Annotated in this window: 19 protein-coding genes; 12 read left to right on the forward strand and 7 right to left on the reverse strand. The window is 71.5% G+C overall.

The annotated features are described in order from the left end of the window. Positions 1-82 precede the first annotated feature (82 nt). From C3492_RS19060 to C3492_RS19090, 7 genes are all read left to right on the forward strand, one after another. On the forward strand, positions 83-1,294 hold the full coding sequence (locus tag C3492_RS19060; protein ID WP_103812933.1) for a phosphoglycerate kinase: 1,212 nt from the start codon (positions 83-85) through the stop codon (positions 1,292-1,294). 3 nt (positions 1,295-1,297) lie between these two features. Beyond that, a complete protein-coding gene (gene tpiA, locus C3492_RS19065; RefSeq protein WP_103812934.1) occupies positions 1,298-2,074 on the forward strand; it encodes a triose-phosphate isomerase in 777 nt (258 codons plus the stop codon). A 113-nt stretch (positions 2,075-2,187) separates the two neighbouring features. Continuing rightward, positions 2,188-2,418 carry a preprotein translocase subunit SecG gene (gene secG / locus C3492_RS19070; protein WP_181140459.1) on the forward strand — a complete coding sequence of 77 codons (231 nt, stop codon included), beginning with the start codon at positions 2,188-2,190 and terminating at the stop codon, positions 2,416-2,418. A gap of 203 nt (positions 2,419-2,621) precedes the next feature. Beyond that, entirely contained in the window at positions 2,622-2,957 is a 336-nt protein-coding gene (locus C3492_RS19075) for an RNA polymerase-binding protein RbpA (protein WP_003976875.1), read from the forward strand. Positions 2,958-3,076: 119 nt separating this feature from the next. Beyond that, positions 3,077-4,345, forward strand: a complete 1,269-nt coding sequence (locus C3492_RS19080; RefSeq protein WP_103812936.1) for an MFS transporter — start codon at positions 3,077-3,079, stop codon at positions 4,343-4,345. Between the two features lie 52 nt (positions 4,346-4,397). Next, positions 4,398-6,050, forward strand: a complete 1,653-nt coding sequence (pgi, locus tag C3492_RS19085; protein ID WP_103812937.1) for a glucose-6-phosphate isomerase — start codon at positions 4,398-4,400, stop codon at positions 6,048-6,050. A 122-nt stretch (positions 6,051-6,172) separates the two neighbouring features. Then, positions 6,173-6,970, forward strand: a complete 798-nt coding sequence (locus C3492_RS19090; RefSeq protein WP_103812938.1) for a thioredoxin domain-containing protein — start codon at positions 6,173-6,175, stop codon at positions 6,968-6,970. A gap of 77 nt (positions 6,971-7,047) precedes the next feature. Here C3492_RS19090 and C3492_RS19095 read toward each other — a convergent pair whose 3' ends face one another. From C3492_RS19095 to C3492_RS19105, 3 genes are read right to left on the reverse strand one after another with little or no spacing between them, the layout of a single operon-like run. After that, positions 7,048-9,330 carry an FtsX-like permease family protein gene (locus C3492_RS19095; protein ID WP_103813093.1) on the reverse strand — a complete coding sequence of 761 codons (2,283 nt, stop codon included), beginning with the start codon at positions 9,328-9,330 and terminating at the stop codon, positions 7,048-7,050. Positions 9,331-9,350: 20 nt separating this feature from the next. Continuing rightward, positions 9,351-10,103: an ABC transporter ATP-binding protein gene (locus tag C3492_RS19100; RefSeq protein WP_103812939.1), complete on the reverse strand. Its 753-nt coding sequence runs from the start codon at positions 10,101-10,103 to the stop codon at positions 9,351-9,353. Next, positions 10,100-10,615, reverse strand: a complete 516-nt coding sequence (locus C3492_RS19105) for a PadR family transcriptional regulator (protein ID WP_103812940.1) — start codon at positions 10,613-10,615, stop codon at positions 10,100-10,102. Before C3492_RS19105 ends, C3492_RS19100 begins: the two co-directional genes overlap by 4 nt. Positions 10,616-10,739: 124 nt before the next feature. Here C3492_RS19105 and C3492_RS19110 point away from each other — a divergent pair, with 124 nt between their 5' ends. From C3492_RS19110 to C3492_RS19130, 5 genes are all read left to right on the forward strand, one after another. Then, a complete protein-coding gene (locus C3492_RS19110; protein ID WP_103812941.1) occupies positions 10,740-12,011 on the forward strand; it encodes an ABC transporter substrate-binding protein in 1,272 nt (423 codons plus the stop codon). Positions 12,012-12,169: 158 nt separating this feature from the next. Then, the gene (locus C3492_RS19115) at positions 12,170-13,780 is read left to right on the forward strand and encodes a glycoside hydrolase family 13 protein (RefSeq protein ID WP_181140446.1); all 1,611 of its coding nucleotides are present in this window, start codon (positions 12,170-12,172) and stop codon (positions 13,778-13,780) included. A 32-nt stretch (positions 13,781-13,812) separates the two neighbouring features. After that, positions 13,813-15,138, forward strand: coding sequence for an ABC transporter substrate-binding protein (locus C3492_RS19120; RefSeq protein ID WP_103812942.1), 1,326 nt, complete (start codon positions 13,813-13,815; stop codon positions 15,136-15,138). A gap of 10 nt (positions 15,139-15,148) precedes the next feature. Further along, the gene (locus C3492_RS19125) at positions 15,149-16,504 is read left to right on the forward strand and encodes an ABC transporter permease subunit (protein WP_103812943.1); all 1,356 of its coding nucleotides are present in this window, start codon (positions 15,149-15,151) and stop codon (positions 16,502-16,504) included. Positions 16,505-16,514: 10 nt separating this feature from the next. Continuing rightward, on the forward strand, positions 16,515-17,354 hold the full coding sequence (locus C3492_RS19130; protein WP_103812944.1) for a carbohydrate ABC transporter permease: 840 nt from the start codon (positions 16,515-16,517) through the stop codon (positions 17,352-17,354). 47 nt (positions 17,355-17,401) lie between these two features. On the opposite strand, the gene pgl is transcribed toward C3492_RS19130, so the two are convergent. From pgl to tal, 4 genes are read right to left on the reverse strand one after another with little or no spacing between them, the layout of a single operon-like run. Next, positions 17,402-18,184, reverse strand: coding sequence for a 6-phosphogluconolactonase (pgl, locus tag C3492_RS19135; RefSeq protein ID WP_103812945.1), 783 nt, complete (start codon positions 18,182-18,184; stop codon positions 17,402-17,404). Further along, positions 18,181-19,287 carry a glucose-6-phosphate dehydrogenase assembly protein OpcA gene (gene opcA, locus C3492_RS19140; RefSeq protein WP_103812946.1) on the reverse strand — a complete coding sequence of 369 codons (1,107 nt, stop codon included), beginning with the start codon at positions 19,285-19,287 and terminating at the stop codon, positions 18,181-18,183. The genes pgl and opcA overlap by 4 nt, the downstream gene beginning before the upstream one ends. Beyond that, a complete protein-coding gene (gene zwf / locus C3492_RS19145) occupies positions 19,284-20,822 on the reverse strand; it encodes a glucose-6-phosphate dehydrogenase (RefSeq protein WP_103812947.1) in 1,539 nt (512 codons plus the stop codon). The genes opcA and zwf overlap by 4 nt, the downstream gene beginning before the upstream one ends. A gap of 1 nt (position 20,823) precedes the next feature. Continuing rightward, positions 20,824-21,942, reverse strand: coding sequence for a transaldolase (gene tal, locus C3492_RS19150; RefSeq protein WP_103812948.1), 1,119 nt, complete (start codon positions 21,940-21,942; stop codon positions 20,824-20,826). Positions 21,943-21,956 lie beyond the last annotated feature (14 nt).

Here is a 21,956-nt window from a genome sequence, read left to right on the forward strand (position 1 = left end):
CTGTCCGGGCCCTGTCCCACGTACTGACCGCGTCCTTTTACGATCAGGTGCACCACGAGCCCTCCTGTAGGAGTCCACTCCCATGAAGACGATCGACGAACTTCTCGCCGACGGCGTGAGCGGCAAGCGGGTCTTCGTCCGCGCCGACCTCAACGTGCCGCTGGCCGACGGGACGATCACCGACGACGGCCGCATCCGCGCCGTCCTGCCCACCGTCAAGGCCCTCGCGGACGCGGGCGCCAAGGTGGTCGTCGCCTCGCACCTGGGCCGCCCCAAGGGCGCCCCGGACCCCGCCTTCTCGCTGCTGCCCGCCGCCGAGCGCCTCGGTGAACTGCTCGGCGCCCCGGTCGCCTTCGCCCAGGACACCGTCGGTCCCGCCGCCCACGACGCCGTCGACGGCCTCCAGCCCGGCCAGGTCGCGGTCATCGAGAACCTGCGCTTCAACGCCGGCGAGACGTCCAAGGACGACACCGAGCGCGGTGAGTTCGCCGACCGGCTGGCCGCCCTCGCCGACGTCTACGTCGGTGACGGCTTCGGCGCCGTGCACCGGGGGCACGCCTCGGTCTACGACCTCCCGGCCCGGCTGCCGCACTACGCCGGTTACCTGATCGCCACCGAGGTCGGCGTCCTGAAGAAGCTCACCGAGGACGTCAAGCGCCCCTACGTCGTCGCGCTCGGCGGCGCCAAGGTCTCCGACAAGCTCGCCGTCATCGACCAGCTCCTCGGCAAGGCCGACCGGCTCCTCATCGGTGGTGGCATGGCCTACACCTTCCTCAAGGCCAAGGGCTACGAGGTCGGCATCTCCCTCCTCCAGGAGGACCAGGTCCCGGCCGTCACGGAGTACATGGAGCGCGCCGAGAAGCAGGGCGTCGAGCTGCTGCTGCCCGTAGACGTCGTGGTCTCCCGGACCTTCCCGGACCTGAAGACCAAGGCGCCCACCGAGAACACCGTGGTCGACGCGGACAAGATCCCCGCCGACCAGGAGGGCCTGGACATCGGCCCCAGGACCCGAGAGCTCTACGCCTCGAAGCTCGCCGACGCCGAGACCGTCTTCTGGAACGGTCCCATGGGCGTCTTCGAGCACCCCGACTACGCCGAGGGCACCAAGGCGGTCGCCCAGGCACTCGTCGAAACGAACGGGTTCACCGTCGTCGGCGGCGGTGACTCCGCCGCGGCCGTGCGCACGCTCGGCTTCGACGAGAACGCATTCGGCCACATCTCGACCGGTGGCGGCGCCTCCCTCGAATACCTTGAGGGCAAGACGCTCCCCGGCCTCGCCGCACTGGAGGACTGACCCTTGAGCACGCGCACGCCGCTGATGGCGGGCAACTGGAAGATGAACCTCAACCACCTGGAGGCCATCGCACACGTCCAGAAGCTCGCGTTCGCCCTGGCCGACAAGGACTACGAGGCCGTCGAGGTCGCCGTCCTGCCGCCCTTCACCGACCTGCGCTCCGTGCAGACCCTGGTCGACGGCGACAAGCTCAAGATCAAGTACGGTGCCCAGGACATCTCCCAGCACGACTCCGGCGCCTACACGGGCGAGATCTCCGGCCCGATGCTGGCCAAGCTGAAGTGCACCTACGTGGTGATCGGCCACTCCGAGCGGCGTCAGTACCACAACGAGACCGACGAGCTGGTCAACGCCAAGGTCAAGGCCGCCTACAAGCACGGCCTCACCCCGATCCTGTGCGTCGGCGAGGAACTGGACGTCCGCGAGGCGGGCGACCACGTCAGCCACACCCTCACCCAGGTCGAAGGCGGTCTCAAGGACCTGCCGGCCGAGCAGGCCGGGACCATCGTGATCGCCTACGAGCCGGTGTGGGCCATCGGCACCGGCAAGGTCTGCGGCGCCGAGGACGCCCAGGAGGTCTGCGCCGCCATCCGCGCCAAGATCGCCGAGCTGTACTCCCAGGACGTGGCCGACCAGGTCCGCATCCAGTACGGCGGCTCCGTGAAGTCGGGCAACGTCGCCGAGATCATGGCCCAGGCCGACATCGACGGCGCCCTGGTCGGCGGTGCCTCGCTGGACGCCGACGAGTTCGTCAAGATCGTGCGCTTCCGCGACCAGTGATCATGTCGGTGAGTAGGCGGTAGCGGCGATACGTCGTACCCTTGCGGGGGCACAGCCAGGTGCTGTGCCCCCGTCGTCCATCCGAATCCGAGGAAGTTGGTCCAGCCGTGGTTTTGGGGTTCTCGATCGCCCTGATCATCTTCAGCCTGCTGCTGATGCTGCTGGTGCTGATGCACAAGGGAAAGGGCGGCGGCCTCTCCGACATGTTCGGTGGCGGCATGCAGTCCTCCGTCGGCGGCTCGTCGGTCGCCGAGCGCAACCTCGACCGGATCACCATCGTGGTCGGCCTGCTGTGGTTCGCGTGCATCATCGTCCTCGGCATGCTGATGAAGACGAACAGCTGACACGCGAACAGCACATTCCGCACGTAAAGCCCCATGTTCGGTACGCGCTCGTGAGCGCGGCCTATCATGGGGCTTGCGTCTGGGTGTGGGGGCCGGTAACTCCAATCACTGGACGCGCGTTGGGCCTTACGTAGACTGAGGCGCTCGCAGCGAAGCGAAACGCCGACTCGCTTCGCGGCACCATCACGCAGGGAGTTACGACCGTGGCAAGTGGCAACGCGATCCGAGGAAGCCGGGTCGGGGCGGGGCCGATGGGCGAGGCCGAGCGCGGCGAGTCCGCGCCGCGTCTGCGCATCTCCTTCTGGTGCTCCAACGGGCACGAGACGCAGCCCAGCTTCGCCAGCGACGCGCAGGTTCCCGAGACCTGGGACTGCCCGCGCTGCGGCTTCCCGGCCGGCCAGGACCGGGACAACCCGCCGGACCCGCCGCGCACCGAGCCGTACAAGACGCACCTGGCGTATGTGCGGGAGCGGCGCAGCGACGCGGACGGTGAGGCGATCCTCGCCGAGGCGCTCGCGAAACTGCGAGGCGAGATCTAGGAGTTGTGACCGGCCGGGTGCCCGCGGGCGCCTGGCCGGAGCCGTTTCCCCCGCCGCCGACGGCCGTTGTCAGTGGTGCCCTCTACGGTGTGTGCATCGGCGCATCATGGGGGGCGAGCGTGGCTGTGGTCGGGACGGCGAGCGGGGGCACCCCCGCCTGGCGCGGTGGATTCGGCCGGCTGTGGACGGCCGCCGTGGTCTCCCGGTTCGGTGACGCGCTGCGCACGTCCGCGCTGCCGTTGCTCGCCGTGAGCCTCACCGACGAGCCCTTCGCCATCGCCTCCGTCACCGCCTGCGGCTATCTGCCCTGGCTGCTGTTCGGGCTGCTCGGCGGTGCTGTGGCGGACCGCGTCGACCAGCGGCGGGCGATGTGGCTCGTGGACACGGTGCGGGGTCTGCTCGTCGCCGGTTTCACCGTCGCCGTGGGCCTCGGGTACGCCTCCGTACCCCTGCTGATCGCCCTCGCCTTCTCCCTCACCGCACTCCAGACGCTCTTCGACAACGCCTCCACGGCCCTGTTGCCCTCCCTGGTGGACCAGGGCGCACTGGGCAGCGCGAACGCCCGGCTGATGACCGGTCAGCAGCTCGCCGGTGGACTGCTCGCGGGCCCGTTCGTGCCGCTGTTGCTGGCGGCCGGGGCGTTCACGCCGTTCGCGGTGGACGCGGGCACGTACCTGGTGGCCGCCGCGCTCGTGGCGTCCCTGCGGATACGGCCGCCGAAGCGGGTGCCCCGCCCGGCCGGTGGGAGCCTGCGCACGGAGATCGGGGAGGGCCTGCGCGCGTTGTGGCGCGACCGGGTGCTCCGCGCGGTCTGTGTGGCCACACTGCTGTGCAACATCGGCATGGGCGCCCTGATCGCCACGCTGGCGCTGCACGTCACCCGCTGGCTGCACGCGGGCGACACCGGCTACGTCGCCGCCATGACGGCGTACTCGGCCGGCAGCCTGGCCGGCGGTCTCGTCGCCCAGCGGATCGCGTGCCGCACCGGCCGGGTGCGGGCCCTGCTGCTCGGCGGCACGCTCCAGACGGGCGCGCTGCTGCTCATCGGCTCCGTGCGGCACGTGCCCGCGCTGGTGGCCGGGATGCTGCTGCTCGGCGCGATGAACATGGTCTGGAACGTCAACCAGGTCACCCTGATGCAGCAGCGCAGCCCCGAGTCCATGCCGGGCCGCATCGCCTCGGCCTTCCGTACGGCCTCCACCTCCGGTGCCCCGCTCGGCGCGTTCCTCGGCGGGGCCGTGGCCGGGCTGTACGGCCTCAACGCGCCCGCCCTGCTCGCGGCCGCCCTGTTCGCCTCGGCCGTCATCGCGCTGATACCGGGAGGCGAGCCCGACGTATCCGTCGTGTCCCGTGCGGACAGCGTCTCCACCGCTCGTCCCGCGCCCTGATCAACTAGGTTGGAACGGCTGGGACAGGCACGAAAGAAGGCGGAAGTCGGACATGAACGCAGACGGCCGTACCAGGCTCAACCAGACGCCCGAATGGACCGCACTCGCCAAGCACCGGGAGGAGCTGGCGGACACCCACCTCCGGGACCTGTTCGCCGCCGATCCGGCGCGCGGCACCGGGTACACGCTCCAGGTCGGCGACCTGTACATCGACTACTCGAAGCACCTGGTCACCGACGAGACCCTGCGCCTGCTGCGCGAGCTGGCCGCGGCGACGGACGTCTTCGGCCTCCGGGACGCCATGTTCCGCGGCGAGAAGATCAACGTCACCGAGAACCGGGCGGTGCTGCACACCGCGCTGCGTGCCCCGCGCGACGCGGTCGTCGAGGTCGACGGCGAGAACGTGGTCCCGGCCGTGCACGCCGTGCTCGACAAGATGGCCGGCTTCGCCGAGCGGATCCGCTCCGGCGAGTGGACCGGTCACACCGGCAAGCGCATCAAGAACGTGATCAACGTCGGCATCGGCGGCTCCGACCTCGGGCCCGCGATGGCCTACGAGGTGCTGCGCTGCTTCACCGACCGCGACCTCACGGTCCGCTTCGTCTCCAACGTGGACGGCGCCGACCTGCACGAGGCCACCCGGGACCTCGACCCGGCGGAGACGCTGTTCATCATCGCCTCCAAGACCTTCACCACCATCGAGACCATCACCAACGCCACCTCGGCGCGGACGTGGCTGCTGGCCGCGCTCGGTGACGAGGCCGCCGTGGCCAAGCACTTCGTGGCGCTGTCCACGAACGCGGAGAAGGTCGCCGAGTTCGGCATCGACACGGCCAACATGTTCGAGTTCTGGGACTGGGTCGGCGGCCGGTACTCGTACGACTCCGCGATCGGCCTCTCCCTGATGATCGCCATCGGCCCGGACCGCTTCCGCGAGATGCTGGACGGCTTCCGGATCGTCGACGACCACTTCCGCACCGCGCCCGCCGAGGCCAACGCCCCGCTGCTGCTGGGCCTGCTGGGCATCTGGTACGACAACTTCCACGACGCCCAGTCCCACGCCGTGCTGCCGTACAGCCACTACCTCTCCAAGTTCACCGCCTACCTCCAGCAGCTCGACATGGAGTCCAACGGCAAGTACGTCGCCCGCGACGGCAAGCAGGTGGAGTGGCAGACCGGGCCGGTCGTGTGGGGCACGCCCGGCACCAACGGGCAGCACGCCTACTACCAGTTGATCCACCAGGGCACCAAGCTGATCCCGGCCGACTTCATCGGCTTCGCCCGGCCGGTCGCCGAGCTGAGCGAGGAACTCAAGGCCCAGCACGACCTGTTGATGGCCAACTTCTTCGCCCAGACCCAGGCGCTCGCCTTCGGCAAGAGTGCCGAGGAGGTCCGCGCGGAGGGGGTGGCCGAGGAGCTGGTCCCGCACAAGACCTTCCAGGGCAACCGGCCGACCACGACGATCCTCGCCCGTGAGCTGACCCCGTCCGTCCTCGGCCAGCTGATCGCCCTCTACGAGCACAAGGTGTTCGTGCAGGGCGCGGTGTGGAACATCGACTCCTTCGACCAGTGGGGCGTGGAGCTGGGCAAGGTGCTCGCCAAGCGCGTCGAGCCCGCGCTCACCGAGGGCGCCGACGTACCCGGCCTGGACGCGTCGACGAAGGCGCTGGTCGCCACGTACCGGGAACTGCGCGGCCGGAGCTGATCCGCGGCCGGCGCCGGCCCCCGGCCGAGCAGGTCCCGGCCGGGGGCCGCAGCGGCGACATGCCTGCGCGTCCTGCCGTGCCCGTGCCCTAGGGTTCCGTTGGACCAGGGGAGGGATGGCGCATGGTGCGCAGGGTGTTGGCCACGGCGGTCGCGGTGGCCGTGGCGGGGGTGTCGGCGGTGGGCTGCGACAGCGGACAGCAGCCGGCCGGGGCGAAGAGCGGACGGCAGCCGGCCGAGTCGAGGAGCGGCCGGCCGGACGCCACGGCGAAGGCCGCGCCGTACACCCGGCTGGCGGATCTTCCGGAGCGGCTGGGGAACGACGGCACGACCATCATGGTCGGGGACGAGGCCGCCCCGCTGACCGTGCACCTGTACGAGGACCCGCGGTGCCCGGTGTGCAAGAGGTTCGAGACCACCGGTGGTGCCCCCGAACTGCGTGAGGCGACCATCCGGCGTGAGGCGAAGACCCAGTACACCCTGGCTTCCTTCCTGGACGACCGGCTCGGCGGCGCGGGGTCCCGCAGGGCGGTGAACGCCCTGCGGGCCGCGCTGGACAAGGGGAAGTTCGCCGAGTACCACGACGTGCTCTACGCCCACCAGCCCGCCGAGAGCGTCGACGGATTCACCGACGCCTACCTGCTCAAGCTGGCCGGACGGGTCCCGGGGCTGCGCGGGCCGGACTTCGACGCGGCCGTCAAGACCATGAAGTACCGGACGTTCGTGACCAACAGCGAGGACGCGTACGAGCGGGCGGGCAGGCCGCGGGAGCCCGAGGGTCCCGGCACCCCCACCGCCGAGATCAATGACGTACGCATCCCGGCGCGGTACAACGGCCTGCTGTTCGACGGGACGGTCTTCGACGGCCTGCTGAAGAAGATCCGCGAAGACCCCGGGAGCTGGCGGGCCGTCTCCCCCTGAAAACGGCTGGGGCTCCCGAACAGGCTCGGGCCCTGAAAACGCTGGGGCGCTAGAACAGGCTCCGGCCCCGTGCCGGCTCAGGCGACCGCGCTCAGCGTGTCCGCGAGGCGCCGGCGGGCCGCGCGGGACGCGGGCAGGGTGGCCAGGGCCGCCGCGCCCACCACGGCCGCCGAACCCAGGAGGAGAAGCAGGCCGGGGGAGGGGGACTGGGCGATTCCGGCGCCGATGCCGCTGGAGCCGCCCTGGGCGTCGATCAGCCGGCGGGCCAGCGGCAGCCCCAGCGCCGTACCGGCGACGGCCGCCGCCAGGGCCGTACAGCTCGTCGCCGTGACGGTGATCGCGGTGATCTGCCGTGGCGACATGCCGATCGCCCGGAGCGCCAGCACGTCCCGTTCGCCCTCGCGGACGCTGCCGCCGATCGCGGTGAGCAGTTCCACCAGCCCGATCAGGGCCAGGACGGCGATCAGCCCGGCGACGACACCGCGCAGCGGCGACAGCCCGTCGGCGGGGTTCGTCACGGGATGCACCTCCAGGTGGCCGTGGCCGGCCGAGGCGAGGGCGGCGGCCACGCGGTGCGGGTCCGCACCCGGCCGCAGCCGCAGCTCGTAGAAGGCCGGGGACAGCTCGGGATCGTTCTCCCGGAGCGTGTCCAGGGAGGTGGTGACGACCCGCCCGGCGTTGCGCGGTTCGAGGGCGCGGCCCACGATGTGCAGGATCTGCGGCCGGTCGCCCACCGTCATCCGCACCCAGTCGCCGACCCGCGCGTCCAGCAGGTCGAGCAGGCCCTGGCCGGCCACCGCCTCGTCCGGTCCGCGTGCGGCGCGGCCCTCGGCGAGGGCGTACGGGTAGGGCTCGGCGCGGGTGCCGACACCGCGCAGAGCGATGGTCCCGGTCTGGCCGGGGACCAGCGCGGCCACCTCGACGCCCGGATAGGCGGCGGCGACCCGGGAGTCCTGGGCCAGTACGGCCCGTACCCCGGCTGCGCCCAGGGCGCCGTCCGAGCGGACCGTGAGTGCCGTCGGCAGGCCCACCCGCTCGGGGCTGCTGTGGAAGCGGTCGATCGTCGTCCAGGCGCTGAGCGCCACCACGATGAGCAGCAGCGGCAGCGTCAGCCGGGCCACGGTCGCCAGTGACCGGCCGCGGCCCGCGAACGCCTTGTGGCAGCCGAGGACCAGCGCGGCCGGCAGCCGCAGCCCGAGCGCCCGCCGGGCCGCCCCGCTCAGCCGCCCGCCCGCCGGCGCGGCCGGGCGCGGCACCGGCACCGGTGGCACCCGCCCCGCCCGCCAGGCCGCGAGCCCCGTGGTCAGGCCGATGAACAGCACCGCGCCCGCCGGTACCGCACACAGCACCAGGGTGTGCCCGGGCAGCCCCTGCCACACACCCACCGCGTCACCGAGCCGCCCCGGGACCCGGTTGCCCAGCCCCTCGGTGAGCGCGGCCGCGGCCACCGCGCCGAGCAGCGCGTACGCCAGGTGCTGGAGCAGGAAGATCCGTACGACCTGGCCGGGCGTGAAGCCGATCGCCTTCAGCACCGACAGGTCCCGCAGGTGCCCGCGGATACGGGTCGCGATGGCGCCGTGCACCGCGAACCCGGCGGCGATGAGGGCGCCCAGACCGAACAGCCCGAGCACCTGGCCGAGCAGCCGGTTGTCGCCCTGTGCCTCGGCACGGGCCTGCTGCCAGGTGGAGACCTCGCCGACCGCGCCGGCGCCCAGCACGGTGACGGCGCGCTGGACGGCGTAGTCGGTGTCGGACGGATCGCCGAGCCGCAGCCCGATGACCTGGCCGGCCGGGGCCCGCACGGCGGACGGCAGCGCCCACACCAGTCCGGTCTGCTCACCGGGGCGGTACGGGGGTTCGGCGCTGTCCGCGATGCCCTCGACGGTGAGGGTGCGGGCCGTGCCGGGCAGCGTCAGGGTGTCGCCGGGCTCGGCCAGCAGGGCCCGGGCCAGGCTGCTCTCCAGCACCACGCCGTCCGGCGCGGCCGGATCCAGCCAGTGCCCGGCGGTGAGCAGGGGCCGGCCGACGGAGGGCAGGTCAGGGGTGGCGCGCAGTTCCACGGAGGCGCGGGTGCCGCGGGCGGCGACGGTGGCGGCCTCGGCGCGGTAGGGGCCGGCGACGGCGGTGACGCCGTCCAGCCGGGCCAGTGCGCGGGCGTCGGCGGACGGCGCGGTGTGCAGCCAGACGTGGGCGCCGCGCGCCTCGGCGAAGGTCCGCTGCCAGGGGTTCGTGGCGTAGCCGAACAGGGCGGCGGCGAGCAGCAGCGAGGCGACGACGCCGGCGGTGGCCAGCACCAGGAACAGCGCCTCGCCGCGGTGGGTGCGCAGGTCGGAGTGCGCCCAGCGCAGGGTGGCCCGCACGTCCGTCAGGTCCAGCACGGTCAGTCCCTCAGCTCCAGCACGCCGGAGATGCCGCTCCGCCGGGGCGGCGGCGTGCCGTCCAGGGTCGCGTCGTCGGCGATGCGGCCGTCGAAGAAGCTGATCACGCGGTCGGCGGCGCTGGCCAGCCGGGCGTCGTGGGTGACCAGCACGATGGTCTGGCCGCGCCCGTGGAAGCGGGACAGCAGCCGCATCACCTCACGGGTGCCCTTGCTGTCCAGGCTGCCGGCCGGCTCGTCCGCGAGCAGCAGCGGCGGATGGTTGACCAGCGCCCGGGCGAGCGCGACCCGCTGCTGCTCACCGCCGGACAGCTCACCCGGCATGCTGCGCTCCTTGCCCTCCAGACCCAGCTCGGCGAGCAGCGCCTCCCGCTCGGCGCGGGCCTTCTTCGGCGGGACGCCGGCCAGCAGCGCGGGCAGCTCCACGTTGTCGGCGACCGACAGGTTCGACACCAGGTTGAAGAACTGGAAGACGATCCCGATGGCCTTCCTGCGCTCCACCGCCCAGCGGGCCTCGCTGAAGGAGTCCGTGCACCGGCCGTCGAGCCAGACACTGCCCGCGTCCGGCCGCTGGAGCCCGCCGAGCAGGTGCAGCAGCGTGGACTTGCCCGCGCCGGACGGCCCGGTGATCGCGACGAACTCGCCGCGGGCCACGGCGAGGTCGACCCCGCGCACGGCGTGCGCGGGCGCGCCCTCGCCGTGGTGGGTCTTCACCAGCCCCTCGGCTCGCAGCACCGGAGCGTGGCCGTCACTCACTCCCGATCCTCCAGTTCCTCCTGGCACCGCTCCAGCCAGTCGAGGTCGGCCTGGAGGTGCAGCATCGCGCCCTCGATCAGCAGCTGGGCGATTCGGTTGTCCCGGCTCTCGGCCGCGGCCAGTTTCGACAGGTTGCGCATGGTGTTGAGGTACTGGCGCCGCTGCCGGTTGATGAGGGCGATCTGGTCGGCGAGACCGGTCTGCGGGGCGAGGGCGAGCTTCATGAAGAACTCGTCCCGCACCCGCGGCTCGTCCTCGGTCTCCTCGAACCAGGCGAGCAGCGCCTCGCGCCCGGCGTCGGTGAGGTGGTAGACCTTCTTGTTGGGCCGGCTGGACTGCTCGACGTCCTCGCCCTCGATCAGCCCGGTCTTCTCCAGGCGGCCGAGGGTGACGTAGATCTGGCCGACGTTCGGCTGAGGGTACGCGGCGCCCAGCAGTTGCTCAAGGTCCTGCTTCAGCTCGTAGCCGTGGGCCGGGCCGCGGGCGAGGAGTGCCAGGAGGGGCAGACGCACTCGTGCTGTCCTCCTGTCTGCTCCATGTGCTCCAGGCCCTAGTATCGCGCATACCTAACAGGTATACATGGCCTCTGTCCCCGGGCGAGGGTGCCCGCGGTGCCGGGTGTACAGGGAGGAACCTATGCGGTGGATGCGCGCCGCCGGTAGGGGCCTTCTCGTTCTCGTCGTGGGTCTGGCCGGGTACGTGGCCTCGGGTGCCCGCGCCGACGAGGGCACGGGAGGCGGCCGGGGCCCGCTGACGCTGGCCACCGCCGGTGATCTCACCGGCTATCTCGGCCCGCTGCTCCAGGGCTGGAACCGCACCCATCCCGGGGAGAAGGTCACCCTGGTCGAGCTGCCGGACTCCGCCGACGAGACGCACGCGCAGATGACGACCGACCTGCGCGGCGGCGACCGGGGACGGTTCGACGTCCTCAACATCGACGTCGACTGGACCTCCGAGTTCGCGGCGGCCGGCTGGATCCGTCCGCTGCCCCGCGACCGCTTCCCGCTGGACAGCTTCCTGCCGCCGGTCGTGGACACGGCGACCTACGACGGACGGCTGTACGCGGTCCCGTACGTCACGAACGCCGGACTCCTCCTGTACCGCAAGGACGTCCTCGACCAGGAGGGGGTGTCCCCGCCGCGCACCTGGGCCGAGCTGGAGCGCGACGCGAGGACCATCGCGCCGAAGTACGGACTCGGCGGCTACGCGGGCCAGTTCCTGCCCTACGAGGGCCTGACCGTGAACGCGGCCGAGGCGGTGTACTCGGCGGGCGGCACCATCCTCGGCGGCGAGGGCACCCGCGTCACCGTCGACTCGGCCGCCGCCCGCGAGGGCATCGGCTTCCTCGCCCGCGGCATCCGCGAGGGCTGGATCCCGAGGCAGGCGCTGACGTACAAGGAGGAGGAGTCCAAACAGGCCTTCCAGGACGGCAGGCTGCTCTTCCTGCGCAACTGGCCCTACGCCTACGCCGTCGCCTCCGCCCCCGGTTCCCGGGTCGCCGGGAAGATCGGCGCCGTACCGCTGCCCGGGCCCGACGGGCCGGGGACGAGCGTTCTCGGCGGCTCCAACCTCGCGGTCAACACCCACGCCCGGCACCCGGACTCCGCCGCGCGCCTGATCGCCTACCTCACCAGCGCGCCCGTGCAGCGCCAGGTGCTCACGCGGGGCGCGCTGCCGCCCGTGCGCGCCGGGCTCTACGAAGACCCCGCGCTCATCAAGCGGTTCCCGTATCTGCCGACCCTGCGCACCGCCGTCCTCACCGCCCGGCCGCGCCCCAAGAGCCCGCACTACGACCAGGTCAGCCTGGCCGTGCAGGCGGTCGTGCAGGACGCGCTCACCGGGCGGCAGAGGCCCGGACAGGCCGTGCGCCGGCTGGCGCGCGAACTCGACGCCATCGCCAGTCGATAGCCGGCCGTCGACCCGCTCGCTAGTTACTTGTTAGGTAACGCGGACATCTCAACTGGCTTCCAAGTGTCCGGGTAAGTCCATATTTGCCGCCCCAACTCCCCGGTAGCCTCTGTTCTTTTCGTTGACACCGTCGCGACACGCCTACCTAACATGCATGCATGTTGAGTAAGTACCACTGGTGGCGGGACGCCGTGATCTACCAGGTGTACGTCCGCAGCTTCCTGGACAGCACCGGTGACGGCATCGGCGATCTGGCCGGCGTCCGGGCCGGGTTGCCGTACCTGAAGAAGCTCGGCGTCGACGGCATCTGGCTGAGCCCCTTCTACCCCTCGCCGCAAGCCGACCACGGCTACGACGTGGCCGACTACCGCGGTGTCGACCCGCTCTTCGGCGACCTCGCCGAGTTCGACCTGCTGATGGCCGCGGCCCGGCGCCTCGGCATCAAGGTGCTGCTCGACATCGTCCCCAACCACTGCTCCAGCGAGCACCCGTGGTTCCGCGAGGCCCTGGCCGGCGAGCCCGGCAGCCCGGCCCGCGCCCGCTTCCACTTCGCCGACGGCCGCGGCCCCGACGGCAGCGAGCCGCCCAACAACTGGCACGCCATGTTCGGCGGCCCCGCCTGGACCCGGGTCGCCGACGGCCAGTGGTACCTGCACATGTTCACGCCCGAACAGCCCGACTGGAACTGGCGCAACCCCGAGATCCCCGACGAGTTCGACCGCATCCTGCGGTTCTGGCTCGACCGGGGCGTCGACGGCTTCCGCATCGACGTCGCCGCCGGCCTGTTCAAGCACCCCGAGCTGCCCGACTCCGACGACCCGGAGGCCGACGCCCGCACCCGCGACTCGGTCAACCCGCTCGCCTGGAACCAGCCCGAGGTGCACGAGGTGTGGCGCCGCTGGCGCTCCATCTGCGAGGAGTACGGCGCCCGGGACGGCCGCGAACGGCTGCTCGTCGGCGAGGTCTCCGTCCCCACCGCCCGCGAACACGCCCTGTACGTCCGCCCGGACGAGCTCCACCAGGCCTTCTTCTTCGACCTGCTCGGCGCGCCCTGGGACGCCGACGCCTTCCGCAAGGTCATCTCCGAGGCCATGCAGGACATCGCGGGCACCGGCTCCACGGTCACCTGGGTCCTCAACAACCACGACCAGGTCCGCACCGTCACCCGCTACGGCGAACCGGCCACCGAGGGCAGCGGTCTCGGCGCCGCCCGCGCCCGCGCCGCCGCGCTGCTGATGCTGGCGCTGCCCGGGGCCGCGTACATCTACCAGGGCGAGGAGCTGGGCCTGCCCGAGGTCGTCGACCTGCCCGACGACGTGCTCACCGACCCGATCTTCCGGCGCACCGGCAGCCGCGCCCGCATCCGCGACGGCTGCCGGGTGCCGCTGCCCTGGTCCGGACAAGCCTCCCCGTTCGGCTTCACCTCCGGCGTGGAGGGCGCCAAGCCCTGGCTGCCGCAGCCCGACTACTTCGCCGAGTACGCCACCGACCGCGCCCTCGCCGACACCCGCTCCTTCTGGCACCTGTACCGGGACGGTCTCCAACTGCGCAAATCCCTGCCCCAGTTGGGCGAGGGCACGCTGCGCTGGCTGGACACCCCGCCGGACGTCCTCGCCTTCGTCCGCGGCGACGGCCTGGTCTGCGCCGTCAACTTCGGTACGGCCCCCGCCCCCGCGCCGGTCTCCGGCACCCCCCTGCTGTCCAGCGGCCCCTGCCCGCCCGGCGTCCTGCCCGGCGCCACGGCGGCCTGGTGGCTGAACGACCTGTGATCACCCATCCCCGATTGAAAGGTCCATCGACGATGATGCGACGACGCACGACCCTGCTCACCGGCTGCACCGCTCTCACCCTCGCCCTCGGCGCCACCGCCTGCGGCGGCGGTGACGTCTCCGCGGGCGGCGGCGACAAGTCGCTCAGCGGCCAGACCGTCACCGTGGCCGGTGTCTGGTCCGGCAGCGAGCAGAAGAACTTCCAGAAGGTGCTGGACGCCTTCACCGAGAAGACCGGCGCGAAGACCCAGTTCGTGTCCACCGGCGACAACGTCTCCACGGTCGTCGGCAGCAAGATCGAGGGTGGCAACGCGCCCGACGTCGTGATGGTCCCGCAGGTCGGCGTCCTGAAGCAGTTCGCGCAGAAGGGCTGGCTCAAGCCGCTCTCGCCGACCGCCCGGCAGACCATCGACGCCGACTACGCGCCGGTGTGGAAGAAGTACGGCAGCGTCGACGGCACCCTCTACGGCCTCTACTTCAAGGCCGCCCACAAGTCCACCGTCTGGTACAGCCCCGACGCCCTCGCCCAGGCCGGGGTCGAGCCGCCGAAGACCTACGACGAGCTGCTCAAGGCCGGGCACACCGTCTCCGACTCCGGCCTCGCCGCCTTCGCGGTCGCCGGACAGGACGGCTGGACCCTCACCGACTGGTTCGAGAACATCTACCTCTCCCAGGCGGGCCCCGAGAAGTACGACGCCCTCGCCGCCCACCGGCTCAAGTGGACCGACCCCACGGTGGTCGAGGCGCTCACCACCCTCGGCAAGCTCTTCAAGGACAAGCAGCTCATCGCCGGCGGACAGAAGGAGGCCCTGAACACCGACTTCCCCGGCTCGGTGGAGAAGGTGTTCGGCCCCAAGCCCGAGGCCGGCATGGTCTACGAGGGCGACTTCGTCGCCGGCGTCGCCCACGACCAGTACGGCAAGGCGATCGGCAAGGACGCCGACTTCTTCCCCTTCCCGGCGGTCGGCGGCGGCACGGCACCCGTCGTCAGCGGCGGTGACGCGGCCGTCGTCCTCAAGGACGGCAAGAACGCCAAGGCCGGCATGAAGCTCCTGGAGTACCTGGCCACCCCCGAGGCCGCGGCCGTGTGGGCGAAGGCGGGCGGCTTCCTGTCCCCGAACAGGAAGCTGGAGCTCTCCGCGTACGGCGACGACGTCACCCGCGCCACCGCCAAGTCCCTCGTGGGCGCGGGGGACTCGGTCCGCTTCGACATGTCCGACCAGGCACCGGCGGCCTTCGGCGGCACCAAGGGCACCGGCGAGTGGAAGCTCCTCCAGGACTTCCTGCGCGACCCGTCGGACCCGAAGGGCACGGCGGCGAAGCTCGAAGCCGCCGCGGCCAAGGCCTACCAGGGCTGAGCGGCACACCATGACCGCCCCCACCGTCGTGAAACAGCAGGCGGGCCCGCGTCCCGCCGCCGGCCCGGCGCCCGCGCGCCGCGGCCGGCGGCGCGCCCGGCTGATCGCCCTGCTCTTCGTCCTCCCCGCGCTGCTCCTGCTCGGCGCGCTCGTCGTCTATCCGGTGCTGTTCTCCGTCGGCCGCAGCTTCTTCGACGCCTCCGGCAGCCGGTTCGTCGGCGGGGACAACTACACCGAGATGTTCCGCGACCCGGCCACGCTGAAGGCCATCCGCAACACCACCATCTGGGTCGTCGTCGCCCCCGCCCTGCTCACCGGCCTCGGCCTGATCCTGGCCGTCCTGGTGGAGAAGGTCCGCTGGGCGACGGCCTTCAAACTGCTCCTCTTCATGCCGATGGCCGTGTCCTTCCTCGCCGCCGGCATCATCTTCCGCCTCGCCTACGACGAGGACCCCGACAAGGGCGTGCTCAACGCGGCCGTCGTCTCCGTCCACGACGCCTTCAAGGGCGCGTCGACCTACCCGACCGCCCGGGGCCGCACCGGATCGCTCACCCAGGACCGGGACGGCTCCTACCGTGCGACCGCCTCGGCGGGCGACACGGTCACGCTGCCGATGGTCGGCGTGCTGCCCAAGGACCTGCCCGGCGACGCCTCACCCGCCCGCACGGCGGCCGCGCGCAAGGCCGCGCCCGGCGAACTGCGCGGTGTCGTCTACCTGGACTTCACCCCCGGCGGCGGAGGCACGCAGGGCAAGGTCGACGCCCAGGAGAGCGGCCTGCCCGGCATGAAGGTCGAGGCGGTGCGCGACGGAAAGACGGTCGCGAGCGCGACCACCGCCGCCGACGGCTCCTTCCGCTTCTCCGGGCTCACCGCGGGGTCGTACACGGTGAGGCTGCCGGAGTCGAACTTCGCTCCGCCCTACCAGGGCGTCTCCTGGCTCGGCCCGACCCTCGTCACCCCCGCGATCATCGGCGCCTACCTGTGGATCTGGACGGGTTTCGCGATGGTCCTGATCGGCGCGGGCCTCTCCACGCTCCCGCGTGACGCCCTGGAGGCCGCCCGGATGGACGGGGCCAACGAGTGGCAGATCTTCCGCCGGATCACCGTCCCGCTGCTCGCGCCGGTGCTCACCGTGGTCTTCGTGACCCTGGTGATCAACGTGATGAAGGTCTTCGACCTCGTCTACATCATCGCGCCCGGCCCGGTGCAGGAGGACGCCACCGTCCTCGCCACCCAGATGTGGCTGGTGTCCTTCGGCGGCGGCAACGACCAGGGCCTCGGCAGCGCCCTCGGCGTGCTCCTGCTGCTCCTGGTGATCCCCGCGATGGTCTTCAACGTCCGTCGTTTCCGCAACAGTCAACGATGAGGAGTCAGCGATGAACGCGATCAGGCGCGGCCTGGGCAGCGGCCTGGTGCAGGCATTCCTGGTGGTCGTCGGCCTGGTCTGGCTGACCCCGCTGGCCGGCCTCTTCCTGTCCTCCCTGCGCTCGGCCCAGGACACCGCGAAGGGCGGCTGGTGGACGGCGCTGGCCACTCCCGGCCAGCTCTCCTTCGACAACTACTCGGCGCTGCTGAAGAACGCGGGCATCACGCAGGCCTTCTGGAACACCGTGCTGATCTCGGTGCCGGCCACCACCCTGGTCGTCGTCATCGCGGCCCTCGCCGGATACGCCTTCGCCTGGCTGGACTTCCCGCTGCGGGAACCCCTCTTCCTGCTGGTGGTGGCCCTGTTGGTGGTGCCGGTGCAGATCGGCCTGCTGCCGGTCGCCAAACTCTTCGGCACGCTGGGCCTGTTCGGCACGATCCCCGGTGTCGTCCTCTTCCACGTCGCCTACGGCCTGCCCTTCGCCGTCTTCCTGCTGCGGAACTACTTCGCGGACATCCCGAAGGAGATGCTGGAGGCGGCACGGATGGACGGCGGCAGCGAATGGCGCATCTTCACGCGTCTCGTCCTGCCGGTGGGCCGCCCGGCCATCGCCTCGCTCGCCATCTTCCAGTTCCTGTGGGTCTGGAACGACATGCTGGTCGCCCTGCTGTTCGCCGACAGCTCGTCGCAGCCGCTGACCGTGGAACTCCAGTCGCAGATCCGCCAGTTCGGCAGCAACATCGACGTCCTCGCCCCGGGCGCGTTCCTGTCCCTGATCGTGCCGGTGGTGGTGTTCTTCGCCTTCCAGCGGCACTTCGTGCAGGGCGTGATGGCGGGGTCGGTGAAATAGCGGCGGCGGGGGCGAAAACCCCCGCCGCGGCTACACACGCACCGGTGTCACGGAGACGCCGGCGGATACAGCGACCTCGGCAGCTGCGAAGCCGCCGCCGAGTCCAGCAGCCACAGCGTGCGCGAGCGGCCGTACGCGCCCGCCGCCGGGGCCTGGATCTCACCCGCGCCGGACAGGGCGATGGCCACGGCCTCCGCCTTGTCCTCGCCGGCCGCGAGGAGCCAGACCTCGCGGGCCGCGCGGATCGCCGGGAGGGTGAGGGAGACCCGGGTCGGCGGCGGCTTGGGGGCGCCGTGGACGCCGACCACCGTGCGCTCGGTCTCCCGGACCGCGGGCAGCTCGGGGAAGAGCGACGCCACATGGGTGTCCGGGCCGACGCCCAGCATCAGGACGTCGAAGGTGGGCACCGCGCCGTGGTTCTCCGGTCCCGCCGCCTTCGCCAGCTCCGCCGCGTACGCCTCCGCGGCCGCCTCCACGTCCGCGCCGTGCGGGCCGTCGGAGGCGGGCATGGCGTGCACGCGCTCCGGGTCCACCGGCACGGAGTCCAGCAGCGCCTCGCGGGCCTGCGTGACATTGCGCTCGGGGTCGCCCTCGGGGAGGTAGCGCTCGTCGCCCCACCACAGGTCGAGGCGGCCCCAGTCGATGGCGTCCCGGGCGGGAGCCGCCGCCAGCGCGGCCAGCAGGCCGTTGCCGTTGCGCCCGCCCGTCAGGACCACGGACGCGGTGCCCCGGGAGGCCTGCGCGTCCACGATCTTCGTGATCAGGCGCGCCGCGGCGGCCTGCGCCATCAGTTCCTTGTCGTGGTGGACGACCAACTGCGGAGTGCTCACTTCGCCGTCGCCTTCCTGGCCGGTGCCTTCTTCGCCGGTGCCTTCTTCGCGGTCTTGGCCGCCGCTTTCTTCGCGGGGGCCTTGGCCGCTTCCTCGACCGGTTCCGGTACGGCGACCGGCTCGGCCGCGGACTCGGTGCCCGCCGCACCGGCCGGCGCCTCGGACGCCTGCCGCGGCACCGTGTTCAGCCGCTCCACGCCGTAGCGCAGCGCCGACGCGTAGGTGTCGTCCGGGTCCAGCCGGCGCAGCTCCTCCGCGATCAGCTCGGCGGTGTCCCGCCGCTTCAGCGCCACCGCGCGGGCCGGCTGGCCCGCGATGGACAGCGTGGCCAGCGAGCCGTCGGCGCGGTCCAGCACGATCGGGCCGCAGTCGGTGTCCATGCGGACGGCCGTGAGCCCCGGACCGGACGACAGCGAGCGCTTCACCGGTACGTCCAGCCGGTCCGCGAGCCACATCGCCAGCAGCTCACAGCTCGGGTTGAACTCCTCGCCCTCCACCTCGACGGCCTGCACCTCGCAGGTGACCTGGTCGAGGGCCGCCGCGAGCATGGAACGCCACGGTGTGATCCGCGTCCAGGACAGGTCGGTGTCGCCGGGGGTGTAGGCCTCGGCGCGGGCCGACAGCTCCCGCACCGGCTGCTCGGCCGCGTAGGTGTCGGTGACCCGGCGCTGGGCGAGCGCGCCCAGCGGGTCCTTCGCCGGGTCGAGCGGGGCGTTCACCGGCCACCACACGACGACGGGTGCGTCCGGCAGCAGCAGCGGCAGGACCACCGAGTCGGCATGGTCCGCGGCCTCGCCGTACAGACGCAGGACGACCGTCTCACCGGTGCCCGCGTCCGCGCCCACCCGCACCTCGGCGTCCAGACGCGAGGACGTACGGTCGCGCGGGGAGCGGGAGACCCGCTTGATGACCACCAGCGTGCGCGAGGGGTGCTCGCGCGACGCGTCGTTGGCGGCCTTCAGTGCGTCGTAGGCGTTCTCCTCGTCGGTGACGATGACGAGGGTCAGCACCATGCCGACGGCGGGCGTGCCGATGGCACGGCGCCCCCGCACGAGCGCCTTGTTGATCGCTCCGGCGCTGGTGTCGGTCAGGTCTATCTTCATGGCCGGCGCCAGCTCCGTCCGTCTCGTGCGAGCATCTCGTCCGCCTCCACGGGACCCCAGGTGCCCGACTTGTACTGCGCGGGCCTGCCGTGCTTGTCCCAGTACTCCTCGATCGGGTCGAGGATCTTCCAGGACAGCTCGACCTCCTCCGTGCGCGGGAAGAGGTTGGCATCACCGAGCAGCACGTCCAGGATCAGGCGCTCGTACGCCTCCGGGCTGGATTCCGTGAACGACTCGCCGTAGGCGAAGTCCATGGACACGTCCCGGATCTCCATCGAGGTGCCCGGCACCTTGGAGCCGAAGCGGACGGTGACGCCCTCGTCGGGCTGGACGCGGATGACGATCGCGTTCTGCCCCAGCTCCTCGGTCGCCGTCGTGTCGAACGGCGAGTGCGGGGCCCGCTGGAAGACCACGGCGATCTCCGTCACCCTGCGGCCGAGGCGCTTGCCGGTGCGCAGGTAGAAGGGGACACCCGCCCAGCGGCGGTTGTCGATCTCCAGCTTGACCGCGGCGTAGGTGTCGGTCTTCGACTTCTCGTCGATGCCCTCCTCTTCGAGGTAGCCGATGACCTTCTCGCCGCCCTGCCAGCCCGCCGCGTACTGCCCGCGCACGGTGTCGGCGCCCAGGTCCTTCGGCAGCCGGACGGCGCCGAGCACCTTCTCCTTCTCCGCGGCCAGCGCGTCCGCGCCGAAGGAGGCGGGCTCCTCCATGGCCGTGAGGGCCATGAGCTGGAGCAGGTGGTTCTGGATGACGTCCCGGGCGGCGCCGATGCCGTCGTAGTAGCCGGCCCGGCCGCCGATGCCGATGTCCTCGGCCATGGTGATCTGGACGTGGTCCACGAAGGACCGGTTCCAGATCGGCTCGAACATCGTGTTGGCGAAACGCAGCGCCAGGATGTTCTGGACGGTCTCCTTGCCGAGGTAGTGGTCGATCCGGAAGACCTGCTCCGGCTCGAACACCTCGTGCACGACCTTGTTCAGCTCCTCGGCCGACTTCAGGTCGTGCCCGAACGGCTTCTCGATGACCGCTCGCCGCCAGGAACCGCCGGTCTGGTCGGCCAGACCGTGCTTCTTCAGCTGCTGGATGACCACCGGGAAGGAGCGCGGCGGCACGGACAGGTAGAAGGCGAAGTTGCCGCCCGTGCCCTGTGCCTTGTCCAGCTCCTCGATGGTGGCGCGCAGCCGCTCGAATGCCTCGTCGTCGTCGAAGGTGCCCTGGACGAAGCGCATCCCCTGGATGAGCTGCTGCCAGACCTCCTCGCGGAACGGAGTACGCGAGTGCTCCTTGACCGCGTCGTGGACGACCTCGGCGAAGTCCTCGTGCTCCCAGTCGCGGCGGGCGAAGCCCACCAGCGAGAAGCCCGGCGGCAGCAGACCCCGGTTGGCGAGGTCGTACACCGCGGGCATCAGCTTCTTGCGCGACAGGTCGCCGGTGACGCCGAAGATGACCAGGCCCGACGGCCCCGCGATACGCGGGAGCCGTCGGTCGGCCGGGTCACGAAGCGGGTTCGCTCCGGAACCGGAAACGGGTGACAAGTCAGCCCTCCGAAGGGGCGAGGCGCTCAAGCTCCGCCTGGGTGGACTTCAGCAGGTCGGTCCAGGACGCCTCGAACTTCTCGACGCCCTCGACCTCCAGCACCTGCACGACGTCGTCGTACGAGATGCCGAGCTTCTCCAGCGCGTCGAGGTCGGCGCGCGCCTGCTCGTAGGTGCCGGCGATGGTGTTGCCGGTGATCTCGGCCTGGGCCTCGGTGGCCTCCAGCGTGGCCTCCGGCATGGTGTTGACCGTGTTCGGGGCGACGAGCCCGTCGACGTAGAGGGTGGCCGGGTACGCCGGGTCCTTCACGCCGGTCGACGCCCACAGCGGACGCTGCTTGTTGGCGCCCGCGTTCTCCAGCGCGCTCCACCGGTCCGAGGAGAAGACCTCCTCGTACGCCTGGTAGGCGAGACGCGCGTTGGCGACGGCGGCCTTGCCCCGCAGCGCCTTGGCCTCGTCGGTGCCGATGCCGTCCAGCCGCTTGTCGATCTCGGTGTCCACGCGGGACACGAAGAAGGACGCCACCGAGTGGATCTTCGACAGGTCGAGACCCCGCTCCTTCGCCTTCTCCAGACCGGTCAGGTAGGCGTCCATGACCTTGCGGTAGCGCTCCAGGGAGAAGATCAGCGTGACGTTGACGCTGATGCCGAGGCCGATCGTCTCGGCGATCGCCGGCAGACCCGCCTGGGTGGCCGGGATCTTGATCAGGGTGTTGGGGCGGTCCACCAGCCAGGCCAGCTGCTTGGCCTCGGCGACGGTCGCCTTGGTGTTGTGCGCGAGGCGGGGGTCGACCTCGATGGAGACCCGGCCGTCCTGGCCGTTCGTCGCGTCGAAGACCGGCCGCAGGATGTCGGCGGCGTCGCGGACGTCCGCCGTCGTGATCATGCGGATGGCCTCTTCGACGGTGACCTTGCGGGCGGCGAGGTCCGAGAGCTGCTGGTCGTAGCCGTCGCCCTGGGAGATCGCCTTCTGGAAGATCGTCGGGTTGGTGGTGACGCCCACGACGTGCTGCTGGTCGATCAGCTCGGCGAGGTTGCCGGACGTGATCCGCTTGCGCGACAGGTCGTCCAGCCAGATCGCGACGCCTTCGTCGGAGAGGCGCTTGAGTGCGTCTGTCATGGAATTACATCTCC

It is taken from the genome of Streptomyces sp. Ru62 (assembly GCF_002920615.1).
Lineage (GTDB): Bacteria > Actinomycetota > Actinomycetes > Streptomycetales > Streptomycetaceae > Streptomyces.